Below are 25521 nucleotides of genomic sequence, written 5' to 3' on the forward strand. Positions count from 1 at the left end.
GGGTATGCGCAATAGGGTCTTTCATTTACTCGGCTGCAACTTTGAGCTTCTCGGGCTTGGCCATCCATTCCTTACCCTTAAGCATCGCCTTCCAGTAAATTGGCGGTAGCAGTTTTTCCTTCAGAAACCATGCCGCGCGGCTTGGCTTCGTCCCATCGAGGAGCAAGGAAGGGAAGCTGGGTTTCAGCACACCGCCATAGCCAAACTCGGCCAGAACGATCTTGCCGCGTTCAACGGTCAAGGGGCAGGAGCCATAGCCATCGTATTGCGCAACAGCCGAACGACCGACAATGTCGGCCATGATGTTCTCGGCCACCGTTGGCGCCTGTTTCCGTGCCGCTGCCGCTGTCTTGGCGTTCGGTGCGTTCATGACATCGCCCAGCGACCAGATATTATCAAAAGTCTTGTGGCGTAACGTTGCCTGATCCACATCGACCCAGCCAGCCGCATCGGCCAAGGGCGAAACGCGGATGAAGTCTGGCGCCACCTGCGGGGGACAGACGTGCATCATTTCGAATTCTACTGTGACCTCAGTTGGCTCAGTTTCGGGCTTCGCCACCTTGAATGTCGCTTTTTTTGCATGGCCATCGACAGAGATGAGGTTATGGAAGAAGTTCAGCGACGCATCGTATTTCTCGACGTATTTCATCAGGGCGGGAACATAGTCCTTCACCCCGAAAAGCACGCCGCCAGCATTCATGAACTGCACGTCGATGTTCTTTAGTGCTCCATTGCGGAACCAGGCATCAGCTGACAGATACATCGCCTTTTGCGGTGCGCCCGCACATTTGATCGGCATCGGCGGTTGGGTGAAGATCGCGCGGCCTGTCTTCATCTCTTGCACCAGCTGCCAAGTGTAAGGTGCTAGATCGTACCGATAGTTGGAGGTCACGCCATTCCGGCCCAGCGTATCCTCAAGGCCTTCGACCTGTCCCCAATCAAGCTTCAAACCGGGACAAACAACCAGACGGTCGTATTTTACAACGCGACACCCATCGAGGATGACGGCGTTTTTCTCGGGCTCGAACGCAGCAACGGCAGCCTTGATCCACTTGACCCCGCGCGGGATCAACGAGCCCATGGTTTTTGCGGTCTCTTGCGCTTCGAAGATACCGCCGCCGACCATCGTCCACCCGGGTTGGTAGTAATGGATATCGGCAGGATCGATCACTGCGAGCGACAGGTTCGACTTGCGCGATTGCAGGCTGGCAGCAACGGAAATACCGCCCGCGCCCGCCCCGACAATCACAACATCAAACTTGGCATCGCCCGTATCAGTCGGTGTCTTGCCGCCGTTGGCAATACGACGCGCCACACCGTTCATGTCGTATCCGGCGGCTTGCGTCGCCGCGAGGATTTCTGGCATCGGGCGTTTCTGGGACTCGTGGAATGACCACAGCGTTGCAGATCGCGTACCAGTCCGGCAGTAAGCCAAAACCGGGCGAGGCAAGTCTTTCAGAGCTGCACCGAAAGCGGCGACATCGGCGTCACTGATCTTGCCCGCCACAACAGGTACATAGCGCGCCTCCATGCCAGCCTCTTTTGCGGCATTTTCGATTTCGGCGAATGACGGCTGGTCAGATCCTTCACCATCCGGCCGGTTGCAGATAATCGCCTTGAAGCCTGCCGCTTTCAGGGCGGCCACATCATCTGCAACGATCTGGGGACTGGCAGAGACCTTGTCTGTTATCTTGTTGACTTGCATTCGATTTGATCCTCCCGATCAGAATTTGTTCACTGGCATTTTCAAGTAGCTGTGGCCGTCATCCTCGGCTGCAGGCAAACGTCCGTCGCGCAGGTTGACCTGCAAAGCGGCGAGCATTCTGTTCGGCAATGCTAGTGTAGCGTCGCGTTCCTCACGCACCTTGACGAAATCCTCCTTGGAAACGCCCCCCCCCAAATGGATATTGTCGGCCTTCTGTTCACCAACTGTGCTTTCCCAAGCAGGTTCTTCCCGATTCTTGGTTCCGTAGTCGTGGCCAATGAAAATCCGGTGATCGTCGGGGCGGTCGAAGATGGCCATGATGCTGTCATAAAGTTCCGACGCCGAACCACCAGGAAAGTCTGCCCGGGACGATCCCGCGTCCGGCTGCATCAGCGTGTCATGGGCAAAGACGGCGTCGCCGACCACATAGCTGATAGAGCCGAGCGTATGGCCCGGCGACAGCATCACGCTGACGTCCAGATTGCCGATCTTGAACGTGTCGCCGTGCGCGAACAGGTGATCGAAGTCCGGATCGATCGGAAAGGCATCGGGCAGATTGTAGTAGCCGCGCCAAAGCTTTGCGATGTCGCGCACCTTTTCTCCAATGGCCGTCTGTACGCCGGTCTTGTCCTTCAACCAGCTGGCCGCAATGAAGTGATCCGCATGGGGATGCGTGTCGAGTATCCATACCAGCTCCAGCCTGTTGTTGGCGATGTAATCCAACGCCCACTGGGCATGGTCAAAACCGGTCGCAAAGGATTTGGGATCGAACTCCTGAACAACATCGATGACCGCGCACTTGCGCGTTTGCTCATCAATGCAGATGTACTGGCAGCTTCCGGTATCGGGCTCATAGAAACCGACGACAGTTGGGCTGTTTGGCCCGCAGGATTGCGACACCTTGTATAGAATATCTGACACGTTTTTACTCCATTTTTTAACATCTCTGACAGTGGGTTCAGGTCCCTCCACCGGCCTCGCCCGATGTAAGGAAGCGTGCGCTGTAAAGGGCTTCTCCCAACCGTTCGAGAAGATCGAGTTGCAGTTCAAGCCAAGCCTTGTGGCCTTCCTCGTCCATTGCGATCTGCTCGAACAGCTTACGCGTCCCGATGTCATCTTCTACAGCAGCGTCCTTGGCGGCGCGTTTGTAGAAAGCAAAGGCTTCTTCTTCGTCCGCCAAGTCCGTTTCGAACATTTCCTTCAGGGAACTCACCTGAACAGGCTGCTTCTGGAATGCGATCTGGGGTTTCCCTTTCAGCGCAAGGATCCGTTCGAGAAACAGATCCGAGTGCCCTAGTTCCTCGGCCTGTTCTTCACGCATCTGCTCTGCCAGACCGACGAGGCCCCAATCCTCAAGAACATGCGCGTGCATCTGGTACTGATGGGTCGCACTCAGCTCCATCTTGAGGGCCATGTTCAGGTTTTCGATCGTTTTTGTATTCGACATATTACTTCTCCAGTTCGTTTTTTTGGGTCTTTCCTCAAAGTGTGTTGACGGGCACTTTGAGCATTGGATTCCCATCCTTGTCGGTCGGTACTTCACCAGCCCGCATGTTCACCTGCAACGACGGAATGATGAGTTTGGGCATGGCAAGTTGTGCGTCACGCTCGGTACGGAACTTGATGAAGTCTTCCTTCGTCTTGCCGCGACCTACATGGATATTGTGCTCTTTTTCATCACCTACAGTGGTTTCCCAAGCGATGTTGCGGCCATTCGGGCCGTAATCGTGGCACATGAACAGGCGCATTTCGTCCGGCAGAGCCAGCACCTTCATGATGCTGTCGTACAGCTCTTCCGCGCTGCCGCCGGGGAAATCGCACCGCGCTGACCCACCATCGGGCATGAACAAAGTATCACCGGTGAAGGCCGTGTCACCGATGACATGAACCATGCAGGCAGGGGTGTGGCCCGGCGTATACATGGCAAAACCCTGTATGTTGCCGATCTGGTAAGTGTCGCCATCCTCGAACAGCATATCGAATTGGCTGCCGTCACGCTGGAACTCGGTTCCCTCGTTGAAGACCTTCCCGAAGGTGTCCTGCACGACCATGATCTTGGAGCCGATGCCAATCTTGCCGCCGAGTTTGCGTTGGATGTAAGGAGCTGCGGACAGGTGATCGGCGTGGACATGGGTCTCTATAATCCAGTCCAGCTTGCAACCCATCTCCTGCACGCGGGCGATCATAGCATCAGCGTGATCATAGGTAATCCGGCCGGCGGCGTAATCGATGTCCATCACGCTGTCGATGATCGCACAAGCATCCGAGGTCGGGTCCTTCACGATATAGCTGATGGTGTTGGTGGCTTCATCGAAGAAGGCTTCGACTTGCGGTTTGATGTCCATATTGACGGGATAGTTTGTCATCTTGATCTCCTCGGTATTCCGGTTTCGCGCAGAGGCAGAGCAGGTCAATTCTGGTCGGCGCGCGCTCTCTTGTAGGCGTTCAGCCCGCCGGCAATGAACTTGGCGTTGTGATAGCCCATGTCCTGAAGCGTCGCGGCGGACAGCGCTCCGCGATTGAACGCATTGCAGTAGCAAAGGATCGTCGCATCGAGATCCGGCAACGAACTTTCGACATTCATTTCCAGCTTGCCGCGGCTGATGTTCAATGACCCGGGGATATGCCCCGCGTCATGTTCTTCTTTGTCGCGGATATCGAGCGCAATGGCCCCTTCCGCGATCAGCTCATCCACATCCGTCGCCTCAACGGAGCAGACCTTTGCCTGTGCCGCATCTGCGAGTGCCTGGAATTTCTCGGTGTAGGCCATTGTTTTGTTCCTGTTCGTATGCCCGGTTCGGGATTAGTGGGTTTCCCCGTTTGCCATCATCATGTCGTGCACAGCAGCCATGCCGCGATCAGACATGTCACTCACTTCCGCGACGTGCTTCTGAAGTGCTGCCACGACTTCAGGCTCGCTCGAGGTTTGCAGCACTATCAATCCGTCATCGGTGACTTCGATATCCGATGCGATGCTTTCGCCGCGTAGGAAGAAGATGTCCAACGTGGGGCTCTGGATCATGATTTCCGGATCGTCGAGCTGGCCGACACGGTCGATCATTCCGACAGCGTGGCTGACAAGGACGTTCATGACTTCCGGGTCTGAAGATCGTGTCACCGTGCGGATGCCGTTCGGCAGGTTTTCGACTTCACGGGTGATCGTGGCAAAGCTACGGAACATGATCGCAAGCTCGGCACTTTCTTCCGGTGTAGCGTTCTTGCCGCGAAGTCCCGGCAGGATGACCTCGTCATGGTCCGCGCCATTGGCACCATGCCTGTTCATCCCAGACGTCATTCTATGCCCACTTTGGGACATCGCCATAAAGGCACCACCTGCCCCGATGCCCAAAGCGATTACGAGACCGGCGATTGTAAACACTGTGCTGCGTTTCAAGACGCCACCCGCGCCGGCTGGAACGGGGCAATAAGGCGGCGCAGGTAAAAACCTACTGCAACTGCCACCAAGAACAACGCAACCTCCCAGCGTCCGGTCCCTAGGGCAGGAATGGCCGCGCCGGGGCAAAAGCCCGCAATGCCCCAGCCAATCCCGAACAGAGCCGAACCGCCAATGAGCTTCACGTCGATATCTGACCCGTTCGGAATCTGGAATCGTCCGCCAAAAAGTGGTGCGTTGCGTCGCCAGACAAGACGATAGCCAATAAAGGTGACGACGAGAGCGCCCCCCATGACGAAGGCAAGACTTGGATCCCACGTTCCCGCCACGTCGAAAAAGTTCAGGACCTTCGCCGGATCCATCATGCCGGAAACGGCAATTCCCGACCCAAAAACAAGACCTGTGATAAGGGCAAAAATAAGCTTCATGGATCAGGCTCCAAACACGTGGCGAACAATAAAGACGGTGATTGCGGCGGTCGCCATAAAGGTTGGCACGGCAACAATTGACCGGATCGAGAGGCGGGACAGACCGCATACACCGTGACCGGACGTGCAACCGGACCCGAGGCTTGCTCCAAGGCCAACGATGACGCCTCCGATGGCGATCATCGCGGGGCTTACTGGCACGTTGACCGCAGGCATGGTGCCGGTCACAGCAAAGATCGCAAGTGGCGCAAGGATCATGCCAGCGATCAGCGCCAGCCGCCACGACAGTTCATCGCGGTTTTCAAAGAACAGCGCGCCGGACATGATCCCAGTTGCACCAAAAATACGGCCCAAACCGAGCATCAACAGAACAGCGCCGAAGCCAATGGCGAGGCCCCCACCAAAGGACGCGAATGGAGTGAACACGGTTTCCATATCAGCAGCTCCGGCAGGTCTTGAGGCCGAGCACCGAATAGATCGGGCAAAGTTTCAGCGTCGAGGTCGCCAGCATGACAACGCCGATCACGGCTGCGCCGTATTTGTAAAGCGTTGCGTCAAAAAACGAGATGCCGCTGAAGAATGCGAGATAGAGAAGCACGATGCCAAGCGCAGCGCGCAGGATGCGGTCGATGGTTCCAACATTGGTGGTCATGGTTTTCTCCAAATGTATAAGTTGACCCTGATATATAAGTTCAAGTCGCTACGTTCAGTGATAATGTCACCCAATGACGAAAGATGTGGATCAGGCCCCAATCCAAGCCCGCGGAACCTACCGTCGCCTTCTTTGGGTGCTTCTGGTCGTGTCAGCTCTCGCAACCGTCTGCTTCACCGTCCGCGGTGTCGTTCAGTTCGTGTATTGGTCCGACCCGGCGCATCGCGATCAGACCCTCGAACCGTGGATGCCAATCGGCTTTGTCGCGAGATCCTACGGTGTCGAACGGGAAGCGCTTGCCAGGGCACTCGAATTGCCCCCCGAATCGCTTAGAAGTTTGTCGCTTCAAGACCTTGCCGAAATGCGCGGCAAAGGCTTTGAAGACATGTTTCGTGAGGTTGAAACGGCCATCCAAGACCTCCGATCAGAATGACGGAACTCCTCCTCAACGCGTTGCCGACCTACGGATTGCCCGCACTTTCCATAGTTATACTTGTCGCAAGTTTCGGCATTCCTTTGCCCGCGTCGATGCTCCTCCTCCTGTCCGGTGCCTTCGTCGCCACCGGCGATCTTCCGGTCTTGCAAACCGTCGGTGTTGCATTCGGATCCGCTGTGATCGGCGACAATGTCGGCTTCCTTCTCGGGCGATACGCGTCTGGTCTGCTTGCGGGTCACGCCGAGGCGACCAAGAAGGTCGGCAGCTACCTGCAAGAGCGTGGTGCTTGGGCCATCTTCCTCAGCCGATGGCTGGTTGCGCCCCTTGGTCCGGCTATCAATCTCGCCGCTGGTGCCAGTGGAGTGTCTTGGCGCAGGTTTCTTGTGCCCGAACTGGCGGGAGAGGTCGTTTGGGTTGGCCTCTATGTATCGCTCGGTGCAGTCTTCGGGCACGCGCTCACAATGGTCTCCGACGCACTGTCGACCTTGATTGGATTGGCGACGTCGCTGACGCTCATGTTGTTCACGATAAAGTTGCTGCGGCGGCGTGTAGCTAGGGGGCGCAAATCAATCACTTTCGGCGAGAGTTCTTAAGCGCGGTTTGTCCAAGACCGCGATCCGTCCTCGCGATTGCGCAATGAGCCCACGCTTCTGGAAATCGTTTAAGACGCGCGAAATGACCTCCCGGGCCGTGCCAAGTTCGCTTGCGATCTGCTGATGAGTCGCGGTGATTTCCTTGTCCACTCCAACAAGAGCGAGGAGCCGTTCCGCAAGGCGCACATCGATTCTGCCGAAAGCGACGTCATCGACGACACGCAACAAATCGATGAGACGCTGGGAATATGCAACGAAAACAAAGTTCCGGAAGTCCGGTTCGTCGGCCACAAGGTTATCGAACGACAGCTTGGGAAGCACAATGACGGTAATGTCCGTTTCGGCAATTCCTTCTGCGTTGTAGGCTTCCTCGGCGAGCATACAGGCAGTCGTCAGGACGCAACTTTCACCGGCATCAACACGATAGAGAACGATATCGCGCCCATTGTCCGACGATTGCGAAACCCGGATCGTACCTTCGAACAGGAACAGAAGGCTGTCGGGGACATTGTTCTGGCCAAAGACCTGATGACCCTTCTGATAGGTTCGAACCTGCGCGACCTGCAACAAGCGATTTCGCACGGTCTGCGGCAATGCCTTCGTTCCCCGAAAGCGCTCCGTCCAGTCTTCGGCGCTCATTGGGCTCTCCGCATCGGTACGACGAGGCCCTCTTCGATGGGCGCGATCCGCGCTAGCAGTTCACCCTTGTTTGAGGCGATGTCCGCAAGCGTCAGATCGTCCAACACGGCCATGAAGGCGCGCGTGGCCTTTTGCAGCGCGCGTGACAGCTTGCAAATCCCGATCAGAGGACATGTGTTGACCGCCGGGTTGAAACACTCGACCAGATCAAGCGGGCCTTCAGTCAACCGCACCACATCGCCTACGATGATATCCTCTGGCGCTTTGGCGAGCTTGAACCCGCCACCCCTGCCCCGCTGAGTCTCCAGATAGCCAGCACGCCCCAACTCATGGACGATCTTGACGATATGCGGACGCGCTAACCCGTGCACCTTCACGACATCGTCCACGCGGATCAGATTTGGTGCCTTGAGTGCGGCAAGTTGAAGCGATCGCAGCGCATAATTCGAATAAGCTGTAAGTTTCATCTTGCCCTCCTTTTATGAAGATATAATTCGCATATAACTTATTTTTGCGCAAGGTGACATTGTCACTGAGTTCATGGCGCCCGAGCCTTAGATGCCGTGACATAACATGAAAGGAAAACGAAAATGACCCTGCTTCTTGGAGACATCGTCCCCGATTTCACCGCGGACACAACACTTGGCCCGATCTCATTCCATGACTGGATTGGCGATGACTGGGCCTTCTTCTTCAGCCACCCTGCGGATTTCACGCCCGTCTGCACCACCGAAATGGGTCGGACTTCGCAGTTGAGCGCCGAGTTCACCAAGCGCGGCGTGAAGCCCATCGGGCTGAGCACCGACACCGTGGAAGAGCACCTCAAGTGGATCGAGGATGTCAACGACACGCAGAATACCACACTGCGCTTCCCGATCGTGGCCGATGCCGATTGCAAGATCGCGAAGCTGTATGAGATGATTCACCCCGCCCAATCCGAAACCGCAGCGGTGCGGTCTGTCTTCATCATCGACAGCAACAAGACGCTGCGTTTGACGATGACCTACCCGATGAGTGTGGGTCGCAATTTCGACGAGATCCTGCGTGTGATCGATGCGCTTAAGATCGGCGATGAAATGGGCGTTGCCCTACCGGCCGACTGGCGTCCCGGCGATCATGCGATCATTCCGCCCAGCCTGTCTGATGCAGATGCTCAGACGAAGTTCCCACAAGGGTTCCAAACCCTTCGCCCCTATTTGCGGACGGTGGATATCGGACCCAAAGGCTAGCGCGACCTCTAGTCCGGTGAAAACCAATCGAATTTACCCCAGAAAGGACACTCTTATGAAGAGAATTCTATCAGTCATTGCGGCCACACTCGGGATCACCGCGTCAGCGCAGGCACAAGAAATGCCTGATCTCGTAACAATCCTGGCGTCGGACGAACCACAGACACAGCTGATGAGCATGGTGCTGAGCGCGCAGGCGCTACAGCAGGGCGCTGATGTGCATATTTTGCTATGCGGTCCCGCAGGCGACCTCGCACTGATCGACGCTCCTGCCTCGGCGACAGCACCGCAGCAGCCACGGGGAATGAGTCCACAGGGCCTGATGCAATCGATTATGCAAAATGGTGCGACTGTAGAGGTTTGTGCGATCTATCTGCCCAATAATGGCGTCGGTCAAGATGCGCTGCTCGACGGCATTTCCGCTGCTGATCCAGCGGAACTGGCGGCACGCCTGCTCGCACCGAATACACGGATAATGTCCAACTGACCCGAATGACAGAACAACAGTGTGCGGGGCCAAGCGAATTGGCCCCTCTAAGCTAACCAAAGGGATCCACAATGCTTGACGGCTTTTCCGCAGAGACTTTGGCCCGTGTGCAATTCGCTTTCACGGTGTCCTTCCATATCATCTTTCCGGCTTTTTCCATCGGGCTGGCCAGCTATTTGGCCGTCCTCAATGGTCTGTATCTTCGGACGCGGGATGAAACCTATCTGACGCTCTTCACCTATTGGAAGAAGATCTTTGCGGTCGCCTTTGGCATGGGCGTCGTGTCAGGCATCGTGATGTCCTATCAGTTCGGAACCAACTGGTCCGTATTCTCGGACAAGGCGGGGCCGGTTGTGGGTCCACTTATGGCATACGAAGTCCTCTCAGCCTTTTTTCTCGAGGCGGGTTTCCTTGGCATCATGCTATTTGGCCGAGAGCGCGTGGGCGAGAAACTTCACATGTTCGCCACGGCCATGGTGGCCTTTGGAACGCTGATGTCCGCAACCTGGATTTTGAGCGTCAATAGCTGGATGCAGACACCAGCGGGATTCTCCATCAACGAGGTTGGCCAGTTCGTGCCGGAGAACTGGTGGGAAATCGTTTTCAACCCCTCCTTCCCTTATCGCCTATCGCATATGGTCCTTGCCGCGTTCCTTACCACGGCGCTGGTTGTCGGTGCAGTTGGTGCATTGCACCTGCTGCGTGACAAGACCGACAAGGAAGCGCGGCGCATGTTCTCAATGGCAATGTGGATGGCAGTGATCGTAACGCCGATCCAGATCTTCGCCGGCCACGAACATGGGCTCAACACTCTCGAACACCAGCCCGTCAAGATCATGGCCATGGAAGGTCATTATGAAAGCCATCCAGAAGGTTGGGCACCGCTTTATCTCTTCGGCATCCCAAATGATGCCGAGCAACGTCTGGATTATGCGGTTGGCATTCCCGGATTGGGCAATCTGATCTTCGAAAAGCCGCTCGACAAGGCCGTCATGGGGCTCGACACCATTCCGGACGAAGATCAACCGCCGGTGTTCATCGTGTTCTGGTCATTCCGCGTGATGGTCGGGCTCGGGTTCCTGATGCTGGGTCTTGGGGCTTGGTCCGCGTGGGCGCGCTGGCGCGGTCAACTCTACACGTCGCCATGGCTGCACGGTGCAAGTATCGCCATGGGGCCGACTGGGTTCATCGCAGTCCTTGCCGGGTGGATCACAACCGAGGTCGGCCGTCAGCCCTACACTGTCTACGGCCTGCTGCGCACCTCCGACAGTTTGGCGCCCGTAGAAGCGCCGGCAGTCGCGGCATCGTTGGTTGCCTTCGTCATTGTGTATTTCGCCGTCTTCGGTGCCGGCACCTTCTACCTGATGCGCATGATGAACAAACGTCCCGCGACCCCCAAGCTTGGCTTGCGCGACGGGCCGATCCGGACCGCCGGGATCACCCCTGTCGCACAAACCAACCCAGAAGCCATTCCCGGCGAATAAGGAGTATAGTCCATGGTTTTTGACCTCGCCTTCATCTGGGCCGGCCTCATCGCCTTTGCCGTCCTGACCTATGTCATCCTAGATGGATTTGATCTGGGCATCGGTATCCTGTTCCCATTTGCGAAATCAGAAGCGGATCGCGATCTGATGATGAACTCTGTCGCCCCCGTATGGGACGGCAATGAAACCTGGCTGGTTCTGGGCGGTGGCGGTCTTTTCGCCGTCTTCCCGCTGGCCTATGCCGTGATCATGCCCGCGCTCTACATGCCGATCACGCTGATGCTGCTGGCGTTGGTCTTCCGGGGGGTATCCTTTGAATATCGCTGGCGCACAAAGCGCGGAAAATGGGTTTGGGATATTGCCTTCTTTGGTGGTTCGATCGTTGCAGCCATGTCTCAGGGCATCGCTCTGGGAGCGCTAGTGCAGGGGATCGAAGTGACAGGCCGCGCCTATTCGGGGGGCTGGTTTGATTGGCTCACACCGTTTTCGATTTTGACGGGCGTGGCCGTGGTCGTGGGCTACGCGCTTCTCGGAGCCACATGGATTGTCCTGAAAACAGAAAACGACATACAGGTCCAGATGCGCAAATGGGCATGGTGGCTTGGCGCTGCTACGCTTCTTTTGATCGGGGTGATCAGTATTGCGACACCTTTCCAGAACCCGATCTACTTCGACCGATGGTTCAACCTGCCCGGCAGCCTTTGGACGATGGTCGTTCCTCTTCTGATGTTAGGCCTAATTTGGAAGTTCTTTACAGGATTGAACGACCAACGTGACTTGCAACCCTTCCTGAGTGCGTTGGGCTTTTTTGTCGTCAGCTTCATCGGCATCGGCGTCAGCTTTTATCCGATGATGGTGCCGCCGTCACTGACCATCTGGGATGTCGCGGCGCCGGACTCCAGCCTTGCCTTCGCGCTGGTCGGCGCTGTGATCCTGATCCCCGTCATTCTGGCATATACGGCTTATGCATACTGGGTGTTTCGTGGAAAGATGGACCCGGCCGAAGGGTATCACTGATGAGCAGATCGAACAGTCTCACGCGCATCGCATGGTTTGTCGGGCTTTGGTTCGCGAGCGTCACCGCCCTTGGCCTTGTGGCCTTTCTGATCAAGCTCGCAATCTAGAAACGGCTTGTATCGGTCCGGCCTGACTGCGCTGCCTGCGTGATGGAGTGGGTAATAGTGTCCACCATTCATAGTGGACATCTTGAGGTTGGTGATGGCGGGGAAGAAGGGTTTGAATAAGCAGGTATGGTCGGATGACGAAAAGCGAACGATTTGCGCACAACAGACGTTGACGCCTAGCGTTTCGGTTGCTCAGGTTGCCCGCCGCTATTTTATGAGCGCAAAACTGATTTTCAAGTGGCTGAAAGACCCCCGGTTTGCACCGGTGGAGAGCTGACCGTTCGCCAGAGGAGAGTATCGCTCTTGACTGCGGCGGAAGCCCGCTCACCGCCCTACACGACGGATTCGCGATGCCCGCCACCCTATCGGACAACCAGCTTTTCACCGCCATCCTCCTCTCTCAGCATCGCTTCCATTTCGTCCAAGCCATCGACTGCAGAGCGCATCTGCGCCTCATCAGCTACGCTCGCAGCTTCAGAATCCACGACGCTGCTGCCAAAATCCATCTCCATCTGGCGCTGTTCCTCGGCGATAACGGCTTGAACGACAGGCGCGGTCTTCTTTGGAACAACATCAGATTGCCCTGACGGTTGACCGTCAACGCCCTCGCGTGCCCGCTCCATATCAGTTTCAGAACCACAGGGGCCGTTGGATGGCGGTGTCATCGGCATGGCGCGCAGACTCAGCGGCAGCGTGCCCTGCGGCCCACTTCCCCCCGGCTGCGGAAACGGCAGTTCCCCCGTCTGTGCCGCGTGGGTCGCCTTAAACAGGCGGTCGTCAAAATACTGGATCCGCTTCGCCCGGACCGGCATTTGCGCATCGATCACCATGACGATCTCGTCGAGGGGCAGACGGCGCGCCTCATCTTCGGGCAACAAAGAGCTTTCTTCGGTCCGTGTGGATTGGCTGCGCCCTTCAAAGGGGTTCTTGCCGATGGACTGGGAGCGCGTGATGACGGTCTTCGTGGTCTTACCGACCGCCTTGCTGAGCTCCTCGACGGTCTTCTCATCCGAGGGCGTCAGGTAGAGTTTCACGCCGGCGTTGCCCTGCAGGGCGCGGCGGGTGTTCTCGCCGTAGATTTCATCGAGGGCGGGAATGGTTTGGGTGACCACGGCCAGGTGACCACGGTAGGTCCGCAGGGTCTCGATGCTTTCGACCACGATGGGCATCTTGCCCAAGCGATTGAACTCGTCGAGCATGATCATCACGGGCCAGGGCTCATCCGGCCCGGGATCCTTTTCCTGCATGGCGGAGAGCAGGTCGGAGAAAAACAGCCGGATCAGCGGCGCGAGCGGCTTCACCATCAGCGGCTGGACCACGAGATACACTGAAAAGGGCTTCTTGCGGATCGTGCGGAAATCAAAGTCCGACACCGCCGTCGCCTCATCGATCGCGGGGTTCTGCCATTGATCGAGCCCCGAGGTCATCAGGAGCGAAACGTAAGACGTCAGCGTATCGTTGTTGGTCGAAGCCAGCCGCGTGAAAATCAGCTTGGCCGCCCTGTTGTCGACCTCGTGGCCCCGCGCAAAATACTCCTTCTGCTTGTTCCCGCCCGAGGCCGCGATGCGGTAGATCTCGCCCAAGGTCGGGCGCTTGCGCTGGAAGGCCAACAAGCCTGCCGCCACGAAGAGATCGATCCCGCCCTTGAGGAGGCCCTGCACCCGGTCATTGTCACTCTGCAGGAACAGCGTCGCCAGGAGCTGTAATTCCATCTGCTGGCGCGCGGGATCTTTCAGTTGATAGATGCGCAGGAGCGGGTTGTAGCGATGCGTGCGCTTGCCCTCCCAATCGGTGGGGGCAAAGCGATAGACCTTGTCGCCTTGGGCGGCGCGGTGTCGGGCCGTGGCCTCAAAGCACTCGCCCTTCACATCGAGCGTCACGGCGGAGCCTTGCCAGGTCAGCAGGTTCGGAATGACGAAGCCCGTGGTCTTGCCGCGGCCCGTGGGCGCCACGATCAGCGCGTGGGGGAAAACCTTGGAGCAGATGTAATTGGCGCGGGAGCTCGGTGGCCCCAGTTTGCCGAGGATGAACCCGGTCCCAGGTGCTCCGAAGAACCCGTTGGCCTTCATCTCGCGCGCAGACTGCCAATGGGTCTGGCCAAAGCGTGTGAGAGCTGACCCCGAGAGGGCGAGGCTCAGCATCATGCCAGCGGCGGCGAAGCTGCCGACGATCAGGTGGATGAGCTGGGCATCTTCGGGGCGGCGATCGCGGATCGCCAGATAGTTCTGCGCGATATAGGCAAAGTCGATCTCGGCCCCGAAGCCGAGATCCTGGTAGGTCAGCACCGCCGAGGCGATGGTATAGCCCATGGCCCCGGTCACCAGCGTCACGAGCAGGACGCCCGTGGCGATCCGCGCTTTTCCCATGGAGGCGCTCAATGGACCTGACCCCGCTCGGTCTCGCCATCCACGTCTGTGGTGCGGTGTTTTTCATATTCGGTGTCGGCGAGATCATCGACCACCTGGCGCAAGGCCTCCGTGTTGGCCGTCGCTGGATCGGATTGCAGATAGACCTTGGCGACATAGAGCCGGTCGAGGCGGTCCTCGAGAACCTTCTCCAGCGCATCGGCATCGCCGGATGTGAGCCTCTCAAGTTGACGGTCATCCAGCACCCGCGCGATCTCGCCCCGGAAAGCGTCCCGCTCCGCCTCGGTCTCGAAGGGCGCGGACAACTCCCCCGCCCGCTCATGGTCCAGAACACGCGCAATCTCCTCTGCAAGGCGGTCGGTACGGTCAGACTGCGGCGCAGTTTCACCGCGGGCTGCGAGGAGTGCGTCGCGCGTGCCAGACCCAAGCCCCTCGCGCATCTCGTTTTCGCGGCGGACCTGATTGATGGCCTCCGTGTCGCGTATCTCGACGACGGACGCATAGGTCGAGCCAAGCCCGCGGGCGAGGTGGGACGGCATGTCCGGATAGCGCGCGCGCAAGTCATCCGTGACAGCATGCGCAACGGGCGTGCGGAGGTCGCGTCCCTCCATGATCCGGTCGACCTCGCGGGTGATCTCGCTGGCGCGGGCAGCATCGGTGACGGTCTCCCTGTAGGGCTCAGACCGATCGATCACATCGCCAGGGCGTGGAAGCAGCTCCGGGTGTGCCTCGAGATACGCGCGCTGCTCGGTCTCGATCCGGCGCTCCGCCCTTGAGACAACCTCCCAGTCCCGGTCCTCGATCTGCTGCGCGGTCAGGCCCTCTGCGCGCATCTCCTGACGGATTGTCCCTTCCATCGCCCGGACCGCGTCCCGGTGATAATGGAACCGCTCGCTGATCGGTTCCGCTTCCATGACGCCATCCCGGCGCAGCACGTTCTCGCGCTCCAACAGCGTGCCAAGTTCCACATGCACGTCATTGAGAATGTCGCGGGCTTGTTCCAGATCGGCGCGGCGCTCGAGGTTCAGATCGCGCGCCTCGGCCACCTTGGAGAGATCATTGGCGATCCATTGATGCTCGAGCGCTGCATTTGAGGCGCCCGTCTCGATCCGGGCCACCACTTCCGATGTGCTGATCCCGGTGCCCCGTAGTGCCGCGTCAATGCGCGATCTCAGATCGGGCTCTGCCAAACGCTCGCGCTGGCTGGCGTCGATATTGGCTTCGGAATAGATCCCGCCCTCCGAGGGGGTCTCTGACAGCGTGGATGATCGCAGCCCCAAGGGCTGCATGTGCTGGACCTGCGTCTGGATCTCGATGAGGCGTTTTTCTAGCACGGGACGTTCCGCGTCAGACTTTTCGGCGATCATGCCCTGCACCCGCGCGAGCTTCTCCGCATAGAGGCTTCTCAGATCCTCAAAGCTTTGATCCTCGGCCATATACACATCTCCTGTTCGGTCCACCTGCCCGCCCTGCGCCAGCACCTCGCCCGCGCGGAAGAGGGCTGCGGCAATATCCTCGCGGGCCTCCCGGGAGGCCTCTGCGGCCAGCGAATGGTAGACGGTTCTGGTGTTGGCGATCTCCGCCAGCGTCCGCGTCAAGTCGGTCCCCACACGTTCGCGCTCGCGGGGCGCGCGACCCCCTTCTTTCGCGGCATAGACCTCGCTGGTCCGGGCTGGGTAATGCACGACGCCGCGATCCACCCGGCGCGTGGCTTCCAGCCGCACGCCGTACTTCTCAGCCTCCTCGACCATGGCGAGGCGGAAGTCGTCATAGTTGAAGCGATGGTTGCGCCCCAGAAAGAAGAACTCGCCCTCCTGCGAGCGGCGGTTCAGCACCAGATGCGCATGGGGGTGATCGCGGTCCTCATGCACCGCGATGATGTAGTCGAAATGCCCCGCGTCGGTCTGGAAGAATCGCTCGGCCACATCCGTCGCGATGTCGCGCACATCCTCGCCGCGCGTACCGATGGGGAAGGACATGAGCATGTGCGTGGTCTGGCCAAGCTTGGGCTTGAAGCCCGCATCCCACCGCTTGGCGAAGCGCTCGGTCAGGTCCTTGATGTCGCCCGCCTCGAGCTTCGCCTTGCCATCCAGAAACCCGCTACTGTCCACGATATGGGTGGACTTGGTGGTGAGGTACTCGAGCTGATTGGCGAGCTGCGATTTGGTATGCGTGCCCCCGCCCCGGATCGCCTTGAAGACCGCTGGCCGATGCCCCGCTGCCGCGCGCGTAAGCTGGGTCTGCTTGGCCACGTGCAGCCCCTGCATTGAGCCCCGGACGCGGCTCCAGCCATCCCGAAAGACCTCGCCCGTGACGGCATGGACGGCATCATTCAGCCGCATGGGCAAACTCCCTCAGCGCGGCCGTGGCCTGCCGTTGCATCGCGTCCCGACGGCGGCGCAGAAGCAGATCGATCTCGTCAGCAGAATCCAGAATGAACCGCGCCAACCCGCGCATCTGGGCAAGGCGCAATTCGGTGAACTCGGCACTCGTGCCCCCCACGGCCTCCTGCCCCCGCCGGTTGGCCCGCGTCATCTGCTTGGCGATCTGCGCGACCCCATTGCCGACCTCGTGCAACGAGGCGCGGTAGCGCGCCATCTCGGCCGCCATCTGCGCGTCCGGAACGAACACCCCACCCGCCGCCTGAATGAGCCGCCGCAGCCCTTCGGCCCGGCTCTCGATCCCCGCCTTCGCCAACACCTCGTCGAGGGCTGCGAGCTCTGAAGTGGTAACCTTCACACTGACCGCTGAGATCGGAATTGCGGCATCCGTCTGGCGCTCGGCATCGGCTTTGAGCGTGTACTGAATCGCCCGCACTGACACGCCGAACCGCTCCGCCAAGGCCGATGTGGTCACACCTTCCGCAGCCTCGCGAACGATCTCCATGCGGTCCGCATCTGTGAGACGTTTTGATCGAGACATGCGAAGAAAGACCCCCTATTTCCTGCCACCTTCCACCAAGGCTGCCCCTACCTTACGATAATATACCACGCTGTCAATTATATACTTACGTCGCATTCAGGCTCATGCAGCCTTGGTGTCCGCTTCACGCCGCGGCCCGCAGGGACGCGGCTCTGCCGCCCTCACCACCAGGCGACCCACCTGTCCTAGGGGTCCCGTCCACCAGCCCCGCCCGAGGGTCTGGCCGAACACCATGTGTTCGGACGGAACCGCGGGCGGGCGCAAACCCCACCGACAGGGCGGACAGGCAGGGTCAAGGAGGGCCAGATTTGGCTTGCCAAATCTCTGCCGCAAAAACCGGGAGGCCCTGGCCGATAGGTTTTTGTGGATGGCCCCCTTGAGGCTGACTGGCCGGTCTGTCGCGGCCTGATCATTCCGGGGGGAGTGCGTCCGTTGAACGCGCAGCGAACGGCACCAAGAAGGGTCGCTGTCGGCGATCACCCGCGCCGGTGACGGCATCCCTGGAACAGGGATCGAGCCGCCCCAAGATCGTCCTGGGGCGGCCCATCCTCGTCAGAGGATTTAGTCCTGGGGATCTTTCGCGCTCGGCGGGAACATCACCAGCTCCGAGACCGCGACCGGGAAGTCGAGCTTGAGGCTGAAGAACTCCGAGCCGTCCCCTTTGCGGGTGTTGCCGAACATCGCGCCCACTCGCTGAAAACGGGTGCGCTCCTGGCCATCGGTATCGGTGAACTTGACGGGGACGGTGGCGACGTAGTGGTTGGTCATTTGGGTTACTCCTTGTTGCGATGTGGATCACCCGGCACGGGGCAAGAGGCCCGGTCGCAAGCGCAAATGCGGAGGGTCCGCGGCCAGCCGTGGAAGCCGTATTTGTGCTTGCCGGAGCGAAGCAGAGGGCACGAACGGGCCGACCCCGTGCGATCCCCATCCATGAGCAAAAAGGAGGAACCCAAATCTGTGCCGCCACTTTGAACCCGCCATCGATCCCGTTGATCCCGATCTGAGATGGCTTGGTTCGTTCTAATCTAACGCACGTGGATAATGATCCGTCACGCTCAAGACATGGCGGGTCAGCGTTCAGCCGCGAGCGAAGATCCGTCGTCTATGTCGGGTGAGTGCCCCTGCTATCGGCACCAGGGTTGAGGGCGTGAGGGACAACTGGTGCGGCCACATCGGTATGGCACGGCCAAACCTTCAGCGATGAGCGCACTTCCCACGTCCCGACCGTCAACGAACAACGAGCCACAGAACCGCCCGAAATTGCACTGATCCGTGCCTTCAGTCCCGGGCCGACAGGAACAGGCCACGCGCTCAAATTCAATTGACGCCGCACCCCGCACCAATTGACCAAGACGCGCTGTTGCGCGTTCCCCGACCTGCCGCTCCGCAGTGCAGGACGGTCTCCATGTCTCAGGCGCGTTAAACCCGACGAGTCGCACGTTCGCTGTCATGCCTCGAACATCAATCGTATCACCATCAATGATCCGTATATCGCTGGCTCGAAGCGACCGGTCCTGCGCAGCGGGTCGCTCTGTAGGTGGCGCCACCGACGACAAGAAGCTGGAAGACATCCAGCCCGTTCCCAAGTTAGACCGAATTTGGGTCCACTGCCCCTCATCGCGAAGCTTTTCAACGCGGGTCCCTTCGCTCAAGACGCCCATCACGGCGTTCGAGGTAGACGGCCCAGCACGTTGGTTGACACGTGTCCCTGTCACATAGACGTAAGTGGTGTTTGTCGTTTGCGATGTGGGTATCGCTGACGGACTGTAGGGTGTGGATCGTGAATTTGAAGACTCAAACAATGATCCAACCAACGCGAAAAACGCGACAGCAATAACCAACGGCACCATGATTTGGCGTTGAGCCTTGCGCACGGCACGCCGAGGTGCGGTGATCGCGCGGGTCACGGAGATCGGACGGGGTCTCGCCTGTACGGCTCTGGAGCTGCGCTTTGGTGCTGGTTGAGGAGTGCCGTCGTCGGCAGCTGACCTTGTCTGGGCTGGTTTTTCCCGTTCCAGTTTCAGGACTTTGTGCAGGCTGGCATACTGAGCTTTGCTCAGGCGCGTCTGCGTCCCATACCGCTGAAACCGTTCAGCCATGTTTGTGAGAAAAGACACTTCCCAATCGTTTGCCTGCCCAGACCGCAATCGCGCATCAATGCGCGATTGAATCTCTTTGGTGCGTTCCGGAGAAAAAGGCATCGAGGAAAAACCTGTTCGGGTGTTGAGCTGCGCAACAAATGTCTTCTGCCGCACGGCCATATTAAGCTGTGATTGCATCGAGATACCATCCAGTCATTCCCAAAAACCAGATTGGCCAGATTGCAATCACCAAGACTTTCGATGCCCATTGCTGGAGTTCACTGCGATACCCCTGAGGTTCGCGCACCTCTGAGAAACGAAGAAAGGGCCGCCCTTAGGCGACCCTATCAATTACATCTCCGCGGTCTTCTTCGCCGGATCAGCGACCCGCATCACCGTCAGACCTTTCGCTTCCGCCTTCTGCCCGAGGTTCAGCGCCACGCCATTGCCGCCGAAGAGAACAACCCCCGTCGCCGCAAACTTGTCGTCCAGCATCTCGTCATTGCACTTGAACGGTGCCGCCCGCCCATGCGCGGACCAGCGAGGATCAAAGCGCGCCTGCGCGACCCCGCGCGCCCGGGCCCACCGGGCCGCGATCATCTCGGCCCCGTGCTTGCCACCCTTGTGGCAGAGGAAGATCTCCTGATTGCGGTTTTGTTTGATCCGCTCCCGAACCTTGTCGAGCGTATTGAAGATCACATCGATATCGGTCCAGTCGGTTGCGCCAGAGACAATCAGCGGCACGCCTTCGACCTTGGACTTCGCGGCCGTCTCGCGATCATGCTGCTCCAGAAGCTGCCGGGCCTCGAAGACGGCCCCGGTCTCCTGCGCCCGACCACTGGCGCGTGACCCTGCCGCCGGGATGAAGGCATGTCGCGTCTCGATCTCGTAGCATTCCGCTGCTGCTTCGCTCATCACCTCGATGGCGCCGACGATCTCGCGCAGCTGCAGAAAGCGCGCCTGCGCCTCTTCGAGCGCCGTCTCGGCGATTTCCGATCCGTCGTGAGATTTTGCCAGCGCGCCGATCTTGTCGGCTGTGCGATCGACCTCCTTGCCGAGCGTCACTTTGCGCCGTTGCAGGATCGTCGCGAACCCGTGGGCCAGCGGTTCGATTTCTGCCTCGAGGCCGGTCCCGCGCAATTGCCCGAGCAGGGTCTCGAAGGTTGCGCGGATGATGCTGTCCTTCAGGATGTGATCTTCCGGGATCGGCAGATGGGCGTCCTTTTCGGTCAGCCCGAAAAGCTCGATGGTCTCGTAGGTGTTCGCTTGGTCGTAAGCCATTTTGGTATCTCCAGATGTTTGACTGACCACCACGTGAGTGTGGTGGCATGGCCGAATGTCTGGTTCACCGAATCTGTCCGAGTCAGGGACGGCGCAGCCGCCGGCTTGCCGGGCGCAAAAGTTTTCCAGGCGCGACGCCAACATTGTGCATACGCTCAATGGCTGGACCGCCCTCCCCAACCGCGCCGCCCTCGCCGAAAAGTTTTGCGATCCTTGACGCGGGCTGATTTGGGGGCCATCCGGAGGATATGCTTCCACGCTCATGTGTGTGTGTTTTGACGGTAGGTTTGCCCGACCCGAGCAGGCAAACGGCCCGACCGGACGCGGGAGACGGATGAAGCGGCGGGATCGTTTTGGCCTCGGGCCAAAACAGACCAGAGCGCAATCCGGCGGCGCGGCCGGGGAGGGACGTGCTCGCGAGGCGAGCAAACCGGGATGCCAAGCGCATCGCCGCGGTGAGGCCGCATGGCCGAATGCGCGACGGACCACAGGGCCGTTCTCACCTGCGACACGCGAAGCCGAGCAGGGGAGGCCGTGAGGCTGGTTGCTAAGCAGAGAATCAGGTGCTCCCGCTTCCTACTCGAGATCGCACAGCACGACGGAGGTGATGTACTCGAAATCTCGCAGAACCGGCGAACAGCGTTGCCAAAGAAGGCAGGATTGTCGCCAGCACGTTAGGCTTGCGAGCTGAGGTTGTGAGCTTTCATTCAGTCGGGCCTCAACTTTCAATTGGTCGGCAGTTGACTTTCAATTGGTCGGAGACGTACTTTCAATCGGTCAAAAGGAGTCGCGCGGCGATGTACCCAAGATTTGCCAAGGCTAGAGTGGAAGAGGCGCTGTCCGACACCCGCGTGGTCCTCATCTCGGGGCCGCGTCAATCCGGCAAAACGACACTTGCAACCGAAATCGCGTCGGACAAGACACCCTTCCTGACACTGGACGATGCCAACGTATTGCGGTCGGCGATCGATGATCCGGTCGGTTTCGTCCGCGGATTGGACCGCGCAGTAATCGATGAAGTCCAACGCGCACCCGACCTTCTACTCGCCATTAAGAACTTGGTCGATGACGACAAGACACCGGGGAGGTTCCTCCTAACAGGTTCGGCCAATCTCATGACCATTCCCAAAGTGGCGGATTCCCTTGCCGGCCGAATGGAGGTCGTTCGATTGTTGCCACTCTCGCAAGCAGAAATCCTTGGGACGAAATCGGGGTTCATTGATCGGGCCTTTGCGCGGGAGATGCCGACGGCTGACCACATGATTGTCGGTGACGACCTCGTTGAAAACGTCCTCTCCGGAGGGTATCCAGAAGCGCTCGGTCGAGTGCGATGGACGCGGAAGCAGGATTGGTATCACGGGTATCTTGATGCGATTGTCCAGCGCGACGTCCGAGACGTGGCCCAGATCGAACAACTTGCCATCATGCCGAAACTGATGTCGGTGCTTGCCGAGCACTCAGGACAGCTGGTCAATTATACTGGCATCGGTGCCAGCATCGACCTCAATCATGTCACCACACAAAAGTATGTGAGTGTTTTCGAGAGCCTCTATCTCGTTCACACCCTGCAGCCCTGGTTCACGAACCGTCTAAAACGCCTGACCAAGTCGCCCAAGCTCCATTTTTTCGATGCGGGCCTCTTGGCAGCAATGCGGGATATTTCGCCAGATGTAGTCCGAAAAGACAAAACGAGCTTTGGCGCGATCCTGGAGACGTTCGTGTTCGGCGAGTTGCGGAAGATCGCGACGTGGAGCGAACAGCGGTGCACATTCTCGCATTTCCGAGACAAGGACAAGAACGAGGTCGACATCGTATTGGAGAACCGACGAGGTGAGGTCGTCGGGATCGAGGTGAAGTCGTCCGCCACCGTTTCGGCAAGTGATTTTTCGGGAATGCGAAAACTAGCGGACGCCTGCGGCAAGAAATTCGTCCAAGGCATGATACTCTACGACCATGACCGGGTCGTACCGTTCGGCGAAAACATGTTCGCTGCTCCGCTCTCATGCCTGTGGGGTCGCTCATGAATCTCGTCGAGGAACAATGCGTCGAGGATCTCGCGGACCTTCTCTACAACTTCTTGCCTGGGAGCGGAAACTCACGGACCGCATTCCCATTGGCAGCAGCACAAGTCCAATGCGAGGACTTGTGGACCGGAGGGAGCAAGCGTCCGGCCATTGTTCAAATGTTGTCGTCAACCCTCAGTCAACGGCGACACAAGCTCAGTGCGTTGATGTTGGCGATCGTCCGGCAATCGATGACTTGGCGCAGAGGTAAAGGCGAGCCGCTAACCCGCGCGGAAGTAGATGGTTTGAACGCGCTCCTTTTGCGTCTGTCGATAAAGGTGCCCGAGCTAAACGATCCCACGTTTCTTGAATCACTGGCGGGAGCCCAAACCGAGCCGGAGGCGACTCCGGAACCAAAGAAGGCCACGCTTTCGGACGAGTTAGCGCACACGCTATCGGCGCGCCTGATCGGCCTATTTGAACACCCGCCTCAGCGGCGCGGCTTTGAATATGAGCGCTTTCTAACCGAACTTTTCGCCGCGTATGGTCTGACGCCGCGAGCGCCTTTCAAACTGACAGGCGAACAGATTGACGGAAGCTTCAAGTTGCACGGCGAAACATACCTCGTGGAAGCCAAATGGCAGGCTGGTCGCACGGGACAATCCGATCTGCTAACCTTTTCGGGAAAGGTCTCAGGCAAGGCGACTTGGGCGCGCGGGCTTTTCATCAGTAATTCGGGCTTCTCCGAAGACGGCCTCAAGGCTTTCAGGACGGGTAGACGCACAAATATAATCTGTGCTGATGGGTTGGATCTGCATCAGGTCGTTCACAACCGTCTCTCATTGATCGACGTGCTTGACGAAAAGCTGCGACGCGCCGCTGAAACCAACCAAGCATTTGTTCCGGTTCGAGACTTGTTATGACGAGAACCGAACGAGGAAAGAAGACCAATAGATCGGGCAAGCCTGCCGGTTTACAACTAATCACTCGGCCAGCGACGAGGCGGCAAAGCTGCGCGCAATCGACAATTATTGAAACCTCTAAATCCTACAGAAATGACTTTCATGATTATTCCAGATAACGAGACCGCCATCGACATGATCTACTCGGAAGCCGTCTCAGCGACGGTCGCGAAGGTGATCAGAGACTCTGGGAACGAACCTCTCACGGTCGGCGTCCATGGGGACTGGGGTGCTGGAAAATCGAGCGTGTTGCTCATGCTAGAGGACGCGTTTTCAGAGGACGATCGCACATCCGTCGTCCGGTTCAACGGCTGGCTGTTCCAGGGCCTCGAAGACGCAAAGACCGTCATCATCGAAACGATCGTAGAGCAATTGCTGCGGGATCGGGCGTTCACCACCAAGCTGAAAGACGCATCCAAAAAACTGCTTAAGCGCGTCGATCTTATGAAAGTCGCATCCAAGGCGGGTGGCCTCGCCCTGACCGGACTTACCGGCATCCCATCCCCGGACATGCTCGGCGGGCTCATGGAACAGGGGAAGAAGCTCTTGGCCGGTGGCGAAGATCTGACGGTTGGCGATATGACAGGGTACGTCAAGAATGTCACAGATTGTCTTAACGACCCTGAAGCCGAAACCTTGCCTGCCCATATTCATGCCTTCAGGGTGGAATTCGAGGAACTGCTCGCGGCCGCGGACATAGATCGCCTCGTCGTTGTTGTTGACGATCTGGACAGATGCCTTCCCGCCACGGCGATCGAGACACTTGAGGCGATACGGCTCTTCCTGTTCGTGCCCGGCGCGGCCTTTGTCATCGCCGCCGACGAGGGAATGATCGAATACGCCGTCAGGTCCCATTTCCCGGACTTGCCACTATCGTCGGGCCCGTCGACCTATGCCCGGAACTACCTCGAAAAGCTCATTCAGGTGCCGTTCCGACTACCGCCATTGGGATACGTCGAGACCAAGATCTATCTCACGCTTCTCGTCGCCGGTAGCTCGCTCGACACCGGTTCGGCCCCCTTCGACACATTGCTCAACTTAGGTCGCGAAGCACTCAGACGTCCCTGGGACGGGAACGGGCTGAGCCGCGGTGTGATCGAAAAGCGTCTCGGTGCGGTCTCGGCGGAGCTGGAGAATGCGCTCATTCTCGCCGATCAACTCGCGCTGCCGCTCGCTGAAGGCGCTCAAGGCAACCCGAGGCAGATCAAGAGATTTTTGAACACGCTCAATCTCCGTCTCGCCATCGCGGATGCGCGCGGGATCGGTGACGATGTGAACCCCGCGGTCCTCGCCAAGCTGATGCTCGCCGAACGTTTCAAGGCCGATTTCTTCGAACGCCTCGAGGTCGAGGCCGCTGTCAGCGGCTCCTCCATAACCGTTGCGACACTCGAGGAGGCGTTGCGCAAAGATGATGAAGAGCCCGAAAAATCCAAGAAACCGGCCACCGCCAAGGGCCGGGGTCAAACGGAGAGACTTCCGGAGGACGACCTTCTTGCGAGCGAATGGGTCAGACGATGGGCTTTGGTGGCCCCCGCGCTCGCGGACGAGGATCTGCGTCCGTATTTGTTCGTGTCCCGAGATCGCAAGGCGCTATTCACTGCAGGCACCAATCTCGTGTTGATTGTCACTGAGAACTGACCCGGTATGCCGATAAATTGTCACTGAGAATTGACCCATGTGAACACACTGCCCCGACGGTTTTCGTTGGGGGGATTGGGAGTGATAGACATGGGAT

The 25521-nt window shown here is 58.7% G+C and carries 27 protein-coding genes; 10 read left to right on the forward strand and 17 right to left on the reverse strand.

The genetic code is table 11. The features are described 5' to 3' along the window. Positions 1–25: 25 nt before the first annotated feature. The 9 genes from P2081_RS18970 to P2081_RS19010 are packed head-to-tail and all read right to left on the reverse strand — an operon-like array spanning position 26 to position 6179. Positions 26–1705, reverse strand: coding sequence for a bifunctional protein tyrosine phosphatase family protein/NAD(P)/FAD-dependent oxidoreductase (locus P2081_RS18970; RefSeq protein ID WP_278924365.1), 1680 nt, complete (start codon positions 1703–1705; stop codon positions 26–28). 18 nt (positions 1706–1723) lie between these two features. Then, on the reverse strand, positions 1724–2626 hold the full coding sequence (locus P2081_RS18975; protein ID WP_278924366.1) for an MBL fold metallo-hydrolase: 903 nt from the start codon (positions 2624–2626) through the stop codon (positions 1724–1726). 37 nt (positions 2627–2663) lie between these two features. Next, positions 2664–3152: a bacterioferritin gene (locus tag P2081_RS18980; protein ID WP_278924367.1), complete on the reverse strand. Its 489-nt coding sequence runs from the start codon at positions 3150–3152 to the stop codon at positions 2664–2666. A gap of 34 nt (positions 3153–3186) precedes the next feature. Then, entirely contained in the window at positions 3187–4071 is an 885-nt protein-coding gene (locus P2081_RS18985; RefSeq protein ID WP_278924368.1) for an MBL fold metallo-hydrolase, read from the reverse strand. A 44-nt stretch (positions 4072–4115) separates the two neighbouring features. Beyond that, a complete protein-coding gene (locus P2081_RS18990; RefSeq protein ID WP_278924369.1) occupies positions 4116–4475 on the reverse strand; it encodes a rhodanese-like domain-containing protein in 360 nt (119 codons plus the stop codon). 33 nt (positions 4476–4508) lie between these two features. Beyond that, a complete protein-coding gene (locus P2081_RS18995) occupies positions 4509–5099 on the reverse strand; it encodes a hypothetical protein (RefSeq protein WP_278924370.1) in 591 nt (196 codons plus the stop codon). Next, on the reverse strand, positions 5096–5527 hold the full coding sequence (locus tag P2081_RS19000; RefSeq protein WP_278924371.1) for a DUF6691 family protein: 432 nt from the start codon (positions 5525–5527) through the stop codon (positions 5096–5098). Before P2081_RS19000 ends, P2081_RS18995 begins: the two co-directional genes overlap by 4 nt. 3 nt (positions 5528–5530) lie before the next feature. Next, on the reverse strand, positions 5531–5962 hold the full coding sequence (locus tag P2081_RS19005) for a YeeE/YedE family protein (protein ID WP_278924372.1): 432 nt from the start codon (positions 5960–5962) through the stop codon (positions 5531–5533). A 1-nt stretch (position 5963) separates the two neighbouring features. Then, entirely contained in the window at positions 5964–6179 is a 216-nt protein-coding gene (locus tag P2081_RS19010; protein WP_278924373.1) for a YgaP family membrane protein, read from the reverse strand. A gap of 73 nt (positions 6180–6252) precedes the next feature. On the opposite strand from P2081_RS19010, the gene P2081_RS19015 reads away from it, so the two are divergent. Next, a complete protein-coding gene (locus P2081_RS19015; protein WP_278924374.1) occupies positions 6253–6612 on the forward strand; it encodes a hypothetical protein in 360 nt (119 codons plus the stop codon). After that, positions 6609–7208, forward strand: coding sequence for a DedA family protein (locus tag P2081_RS19020; RefSeq protein WP_278924375.1), 600 nt, complete (start codon positions 6609–6611; stop codon positions 7206–7208). The genes P2081_RS19015 and P2081_RS19020 overlap by 4 nt, the downstream gene beginning before the upstream one ends. Here P2081_RS19020 and P2081_RS19025 read toward each other — a convergent pair. Beyond that, on the reverse strand, positions 7182–7847 hold the full coding sequence (locus P2081_RS19025; protein WP_278924376.1) for a Crp/Fnr family transcriptional regulator: 666 nt from the start codon (positions 7845–7847) through the stop codon (positions 7182–7184). The two genes, P2081_RS19020 and P2081_RS19025, sit on opposite strands and share 27 nt — an antisense overlap. After that, a complete protein-coding gene (locus P2081_RS19030; protein ID WP_278924377.1) occupies positions 7844–8314 on the reverse strand; it encodes an RrF2 family transcriptional regulator in 471 nt (156 codons plus the stop codon). Before P2081_RS19030 ends, P2081_RS19025 begins: the two co-directional genes overlap by 4 nt. 123 nt (positions 8315–8437) lie before the next feature. Between P2081_RS19030 and P2081_RS19035 the strand changes: the two genes are divergently transcribed. The 5 genes from P2081_RS19035 (at position 8438) to P2081_RS19055 (ending at position 12171) form a co-directional block, all read left to right on the forward strand. Next, complete coding sequence (locus P2081_RS19035) at positions 8438–9076, forward strand: peroxiredoxin (protein ID WP_278924378.1); 639 nt, start codon at positions 8438–8440, stop codon at positions 9074–9076. Positions 9077–9131: 55 nt separating this feature from the next. Then, on the forward strand, positions 9132–9563 hold the full coding sequence (locus tag P2081_RS19040) for a DsrE family protein (RefSeq protein ID WP_278924379.1): 432 nt from the start codon (positions 9132–9134) through the stop codon (positions 9561–9563). Between the two features lie 71 nt (positions 9564–9634). Then, positions 9635–11047 carry a cytochrome ubiquinol oxidase subunit I gene (locus P2081_RS19045; protein WP_278924380.1) on the forward strand — a complete coding sequence of 471 codons (1413 nt, stop codon included), beginning with the start codon at positions 9635–9637 and terminating at the stop codon, positions 11045–11047. A 12-nt stretch (positions 11048–11059) separates the two neighbouring features. Then, on the forward strand, positions 11060–12064 hold the full coding sequence (gene cydB, locus P2081_RS19050) for a cytochrome d ubiquinol oxidase subunit II (protein WP_278924381.1): 1005 nt from the start codon (positions 11060–11062) through the stop codon (positions 12062–12064). Next, positions 12064–12171 (forward strand): DUF2474 family protein, encoded by a 108-nt coding sequence (locus P2081_RS19055; protein ID WP_278924382.1) that lies wholly within the window; start codon positions 12064–12066, stop codon positions 12169–12171. The genes cydB and P2081_RS19055 overlap by 1 nt, the downstream gene beginning before the upstream one ends. Positions 12172–12533: 362 nt before the next feature. Here P2081_RS19055 and P2081_RS19060 read toward each other — a convergent pair whose 3' ends face one another. From P2081_RS19060 to P2081_RS19080, 6 genes are all read right to left on the reverse strand, one after another. Continuing rightward, entirely contained in the window at positions 12534–14537 is a 2004-nt protein-coding gene (locus P2081_RS19060) for a type IV secretory system conjugative DNA transfer family protein (RefSeq protein WP_278924383.1), read from the reverse strand. Positions 14538–14545: 8 nt separating this feature from the next. Continuing rightward, positions 14546–16879 carry a relaxase/mobilization nuclease domain-containing protein gene (locus P2081_RS19065; RefSeq protein ID WP_278924384.1) on the reverse strand — a complete coding sequence of 778 codons (2334 nt, stop codon included), beginning with the start codon at positions 16877–16879 and terminating at the stop codon, positions 14546–14548. Beyond that, the gene (locus P2081_RS19070) at positions 16866–17459 is read right to left on the reverse strand and encodes a helix-turn-helix domain-containing protein (RefSeq protein WP_313790361.1); all 594 of its coding nucleotides are present in this window, start codon (positions 17457–17459) and stop codon (positions 16866–16868) included. Before P2081_RS19070 ends, P2081_RS19065 begins: the two co-directional genes overlap by 14 nt. A 561-nt stretch (positions 17460–18020) precedes the next feature. After that, complete coding sequence (locus P2081_RS19075) at positions 18021–18227, reverse strand: hypothetical protein (protein ID WP_278924386.1); 207 nt, start codon at positions 18225–18227, stop codon at positions 18021–18023. 356 nt (positions 18228–18583) lie between these two features. After that, the gene (locus P2081_RS20980) at positions 18584–19738 is read right to left on the reverse strand and encodes an SH3 domain-containing protein (protein WP_369011410.1); all 1155 of its coding nucleotides are present in this window, start codon (positions 19736–19738) and stop codon (positions 18584–18586) included. Positions 19739–19891: 153 nt separating this feature from the next. Continuing rightward, on the reverse strand, positions 19892–20821 hold the full coding sequence (locus P2081_RS19080) for a DUF2493 domain-containing protein (RefSeq protein ID WP_278924387.1): 930 nt from the start codon (positions 20819–20821) through the stop codon (positions 19892–19894). Positions 20822–21618: 797 nt separating this feature from the next. On the opposite strand from P2081_RS19080, the gene P2081_RS19085 reads away from it, so the two are divergent. From P2081_RS19085 to qatA, 3 genes are all read left to right on the forward strand, one after another. Then, positions 21619–22845, forward strand: coding sequence for an ATP-binding protein (locus P2081_RS19085; RefSeq protein WP_278924388.1), 1227 nt, complete (start codon positions 21619–21621; stop codon positions 22843–22845). Then, on the forward strand, positions 22842–23747 hold the full coding sequence (locus P2081_RS19090; RefSeq protein ID WP_278924389.1) for a restriction endonuclease: 906 nt from the start codon (positions 22842–22844) through the stop codon (positions 23745–23747). Before P2081_RS19085 ends, P2081_RS19090 begins: the two co-directional genes overlap by 4 nt. A gap of 141 nt (positions 23748–23888) precedes the next feature. Then, on the forward strand, positions 23889–25424 hold the full coding sequence (gene qatA, locus P2081_RS19095; protein WP_278924390.1) for a Qat anti-phage system ATPase QatA: 1536 nt from the start codon (positions 23889–23891) through the stop codon (positions 25422–25424). Positions 25425–25521 lie beyond the last annotated feature (97 nt).

This window comes from Pseudophaeobacter profundi (assembly GCF_029697505.1).
GTDB classification, from domain to species: Bacteria; Pseudomonadota; Alphaproteobacteria; order Rhodobacterales; family Rhodobacteraceae; genus Pseudophaeobacter; species Pseudophaeobacter profundi.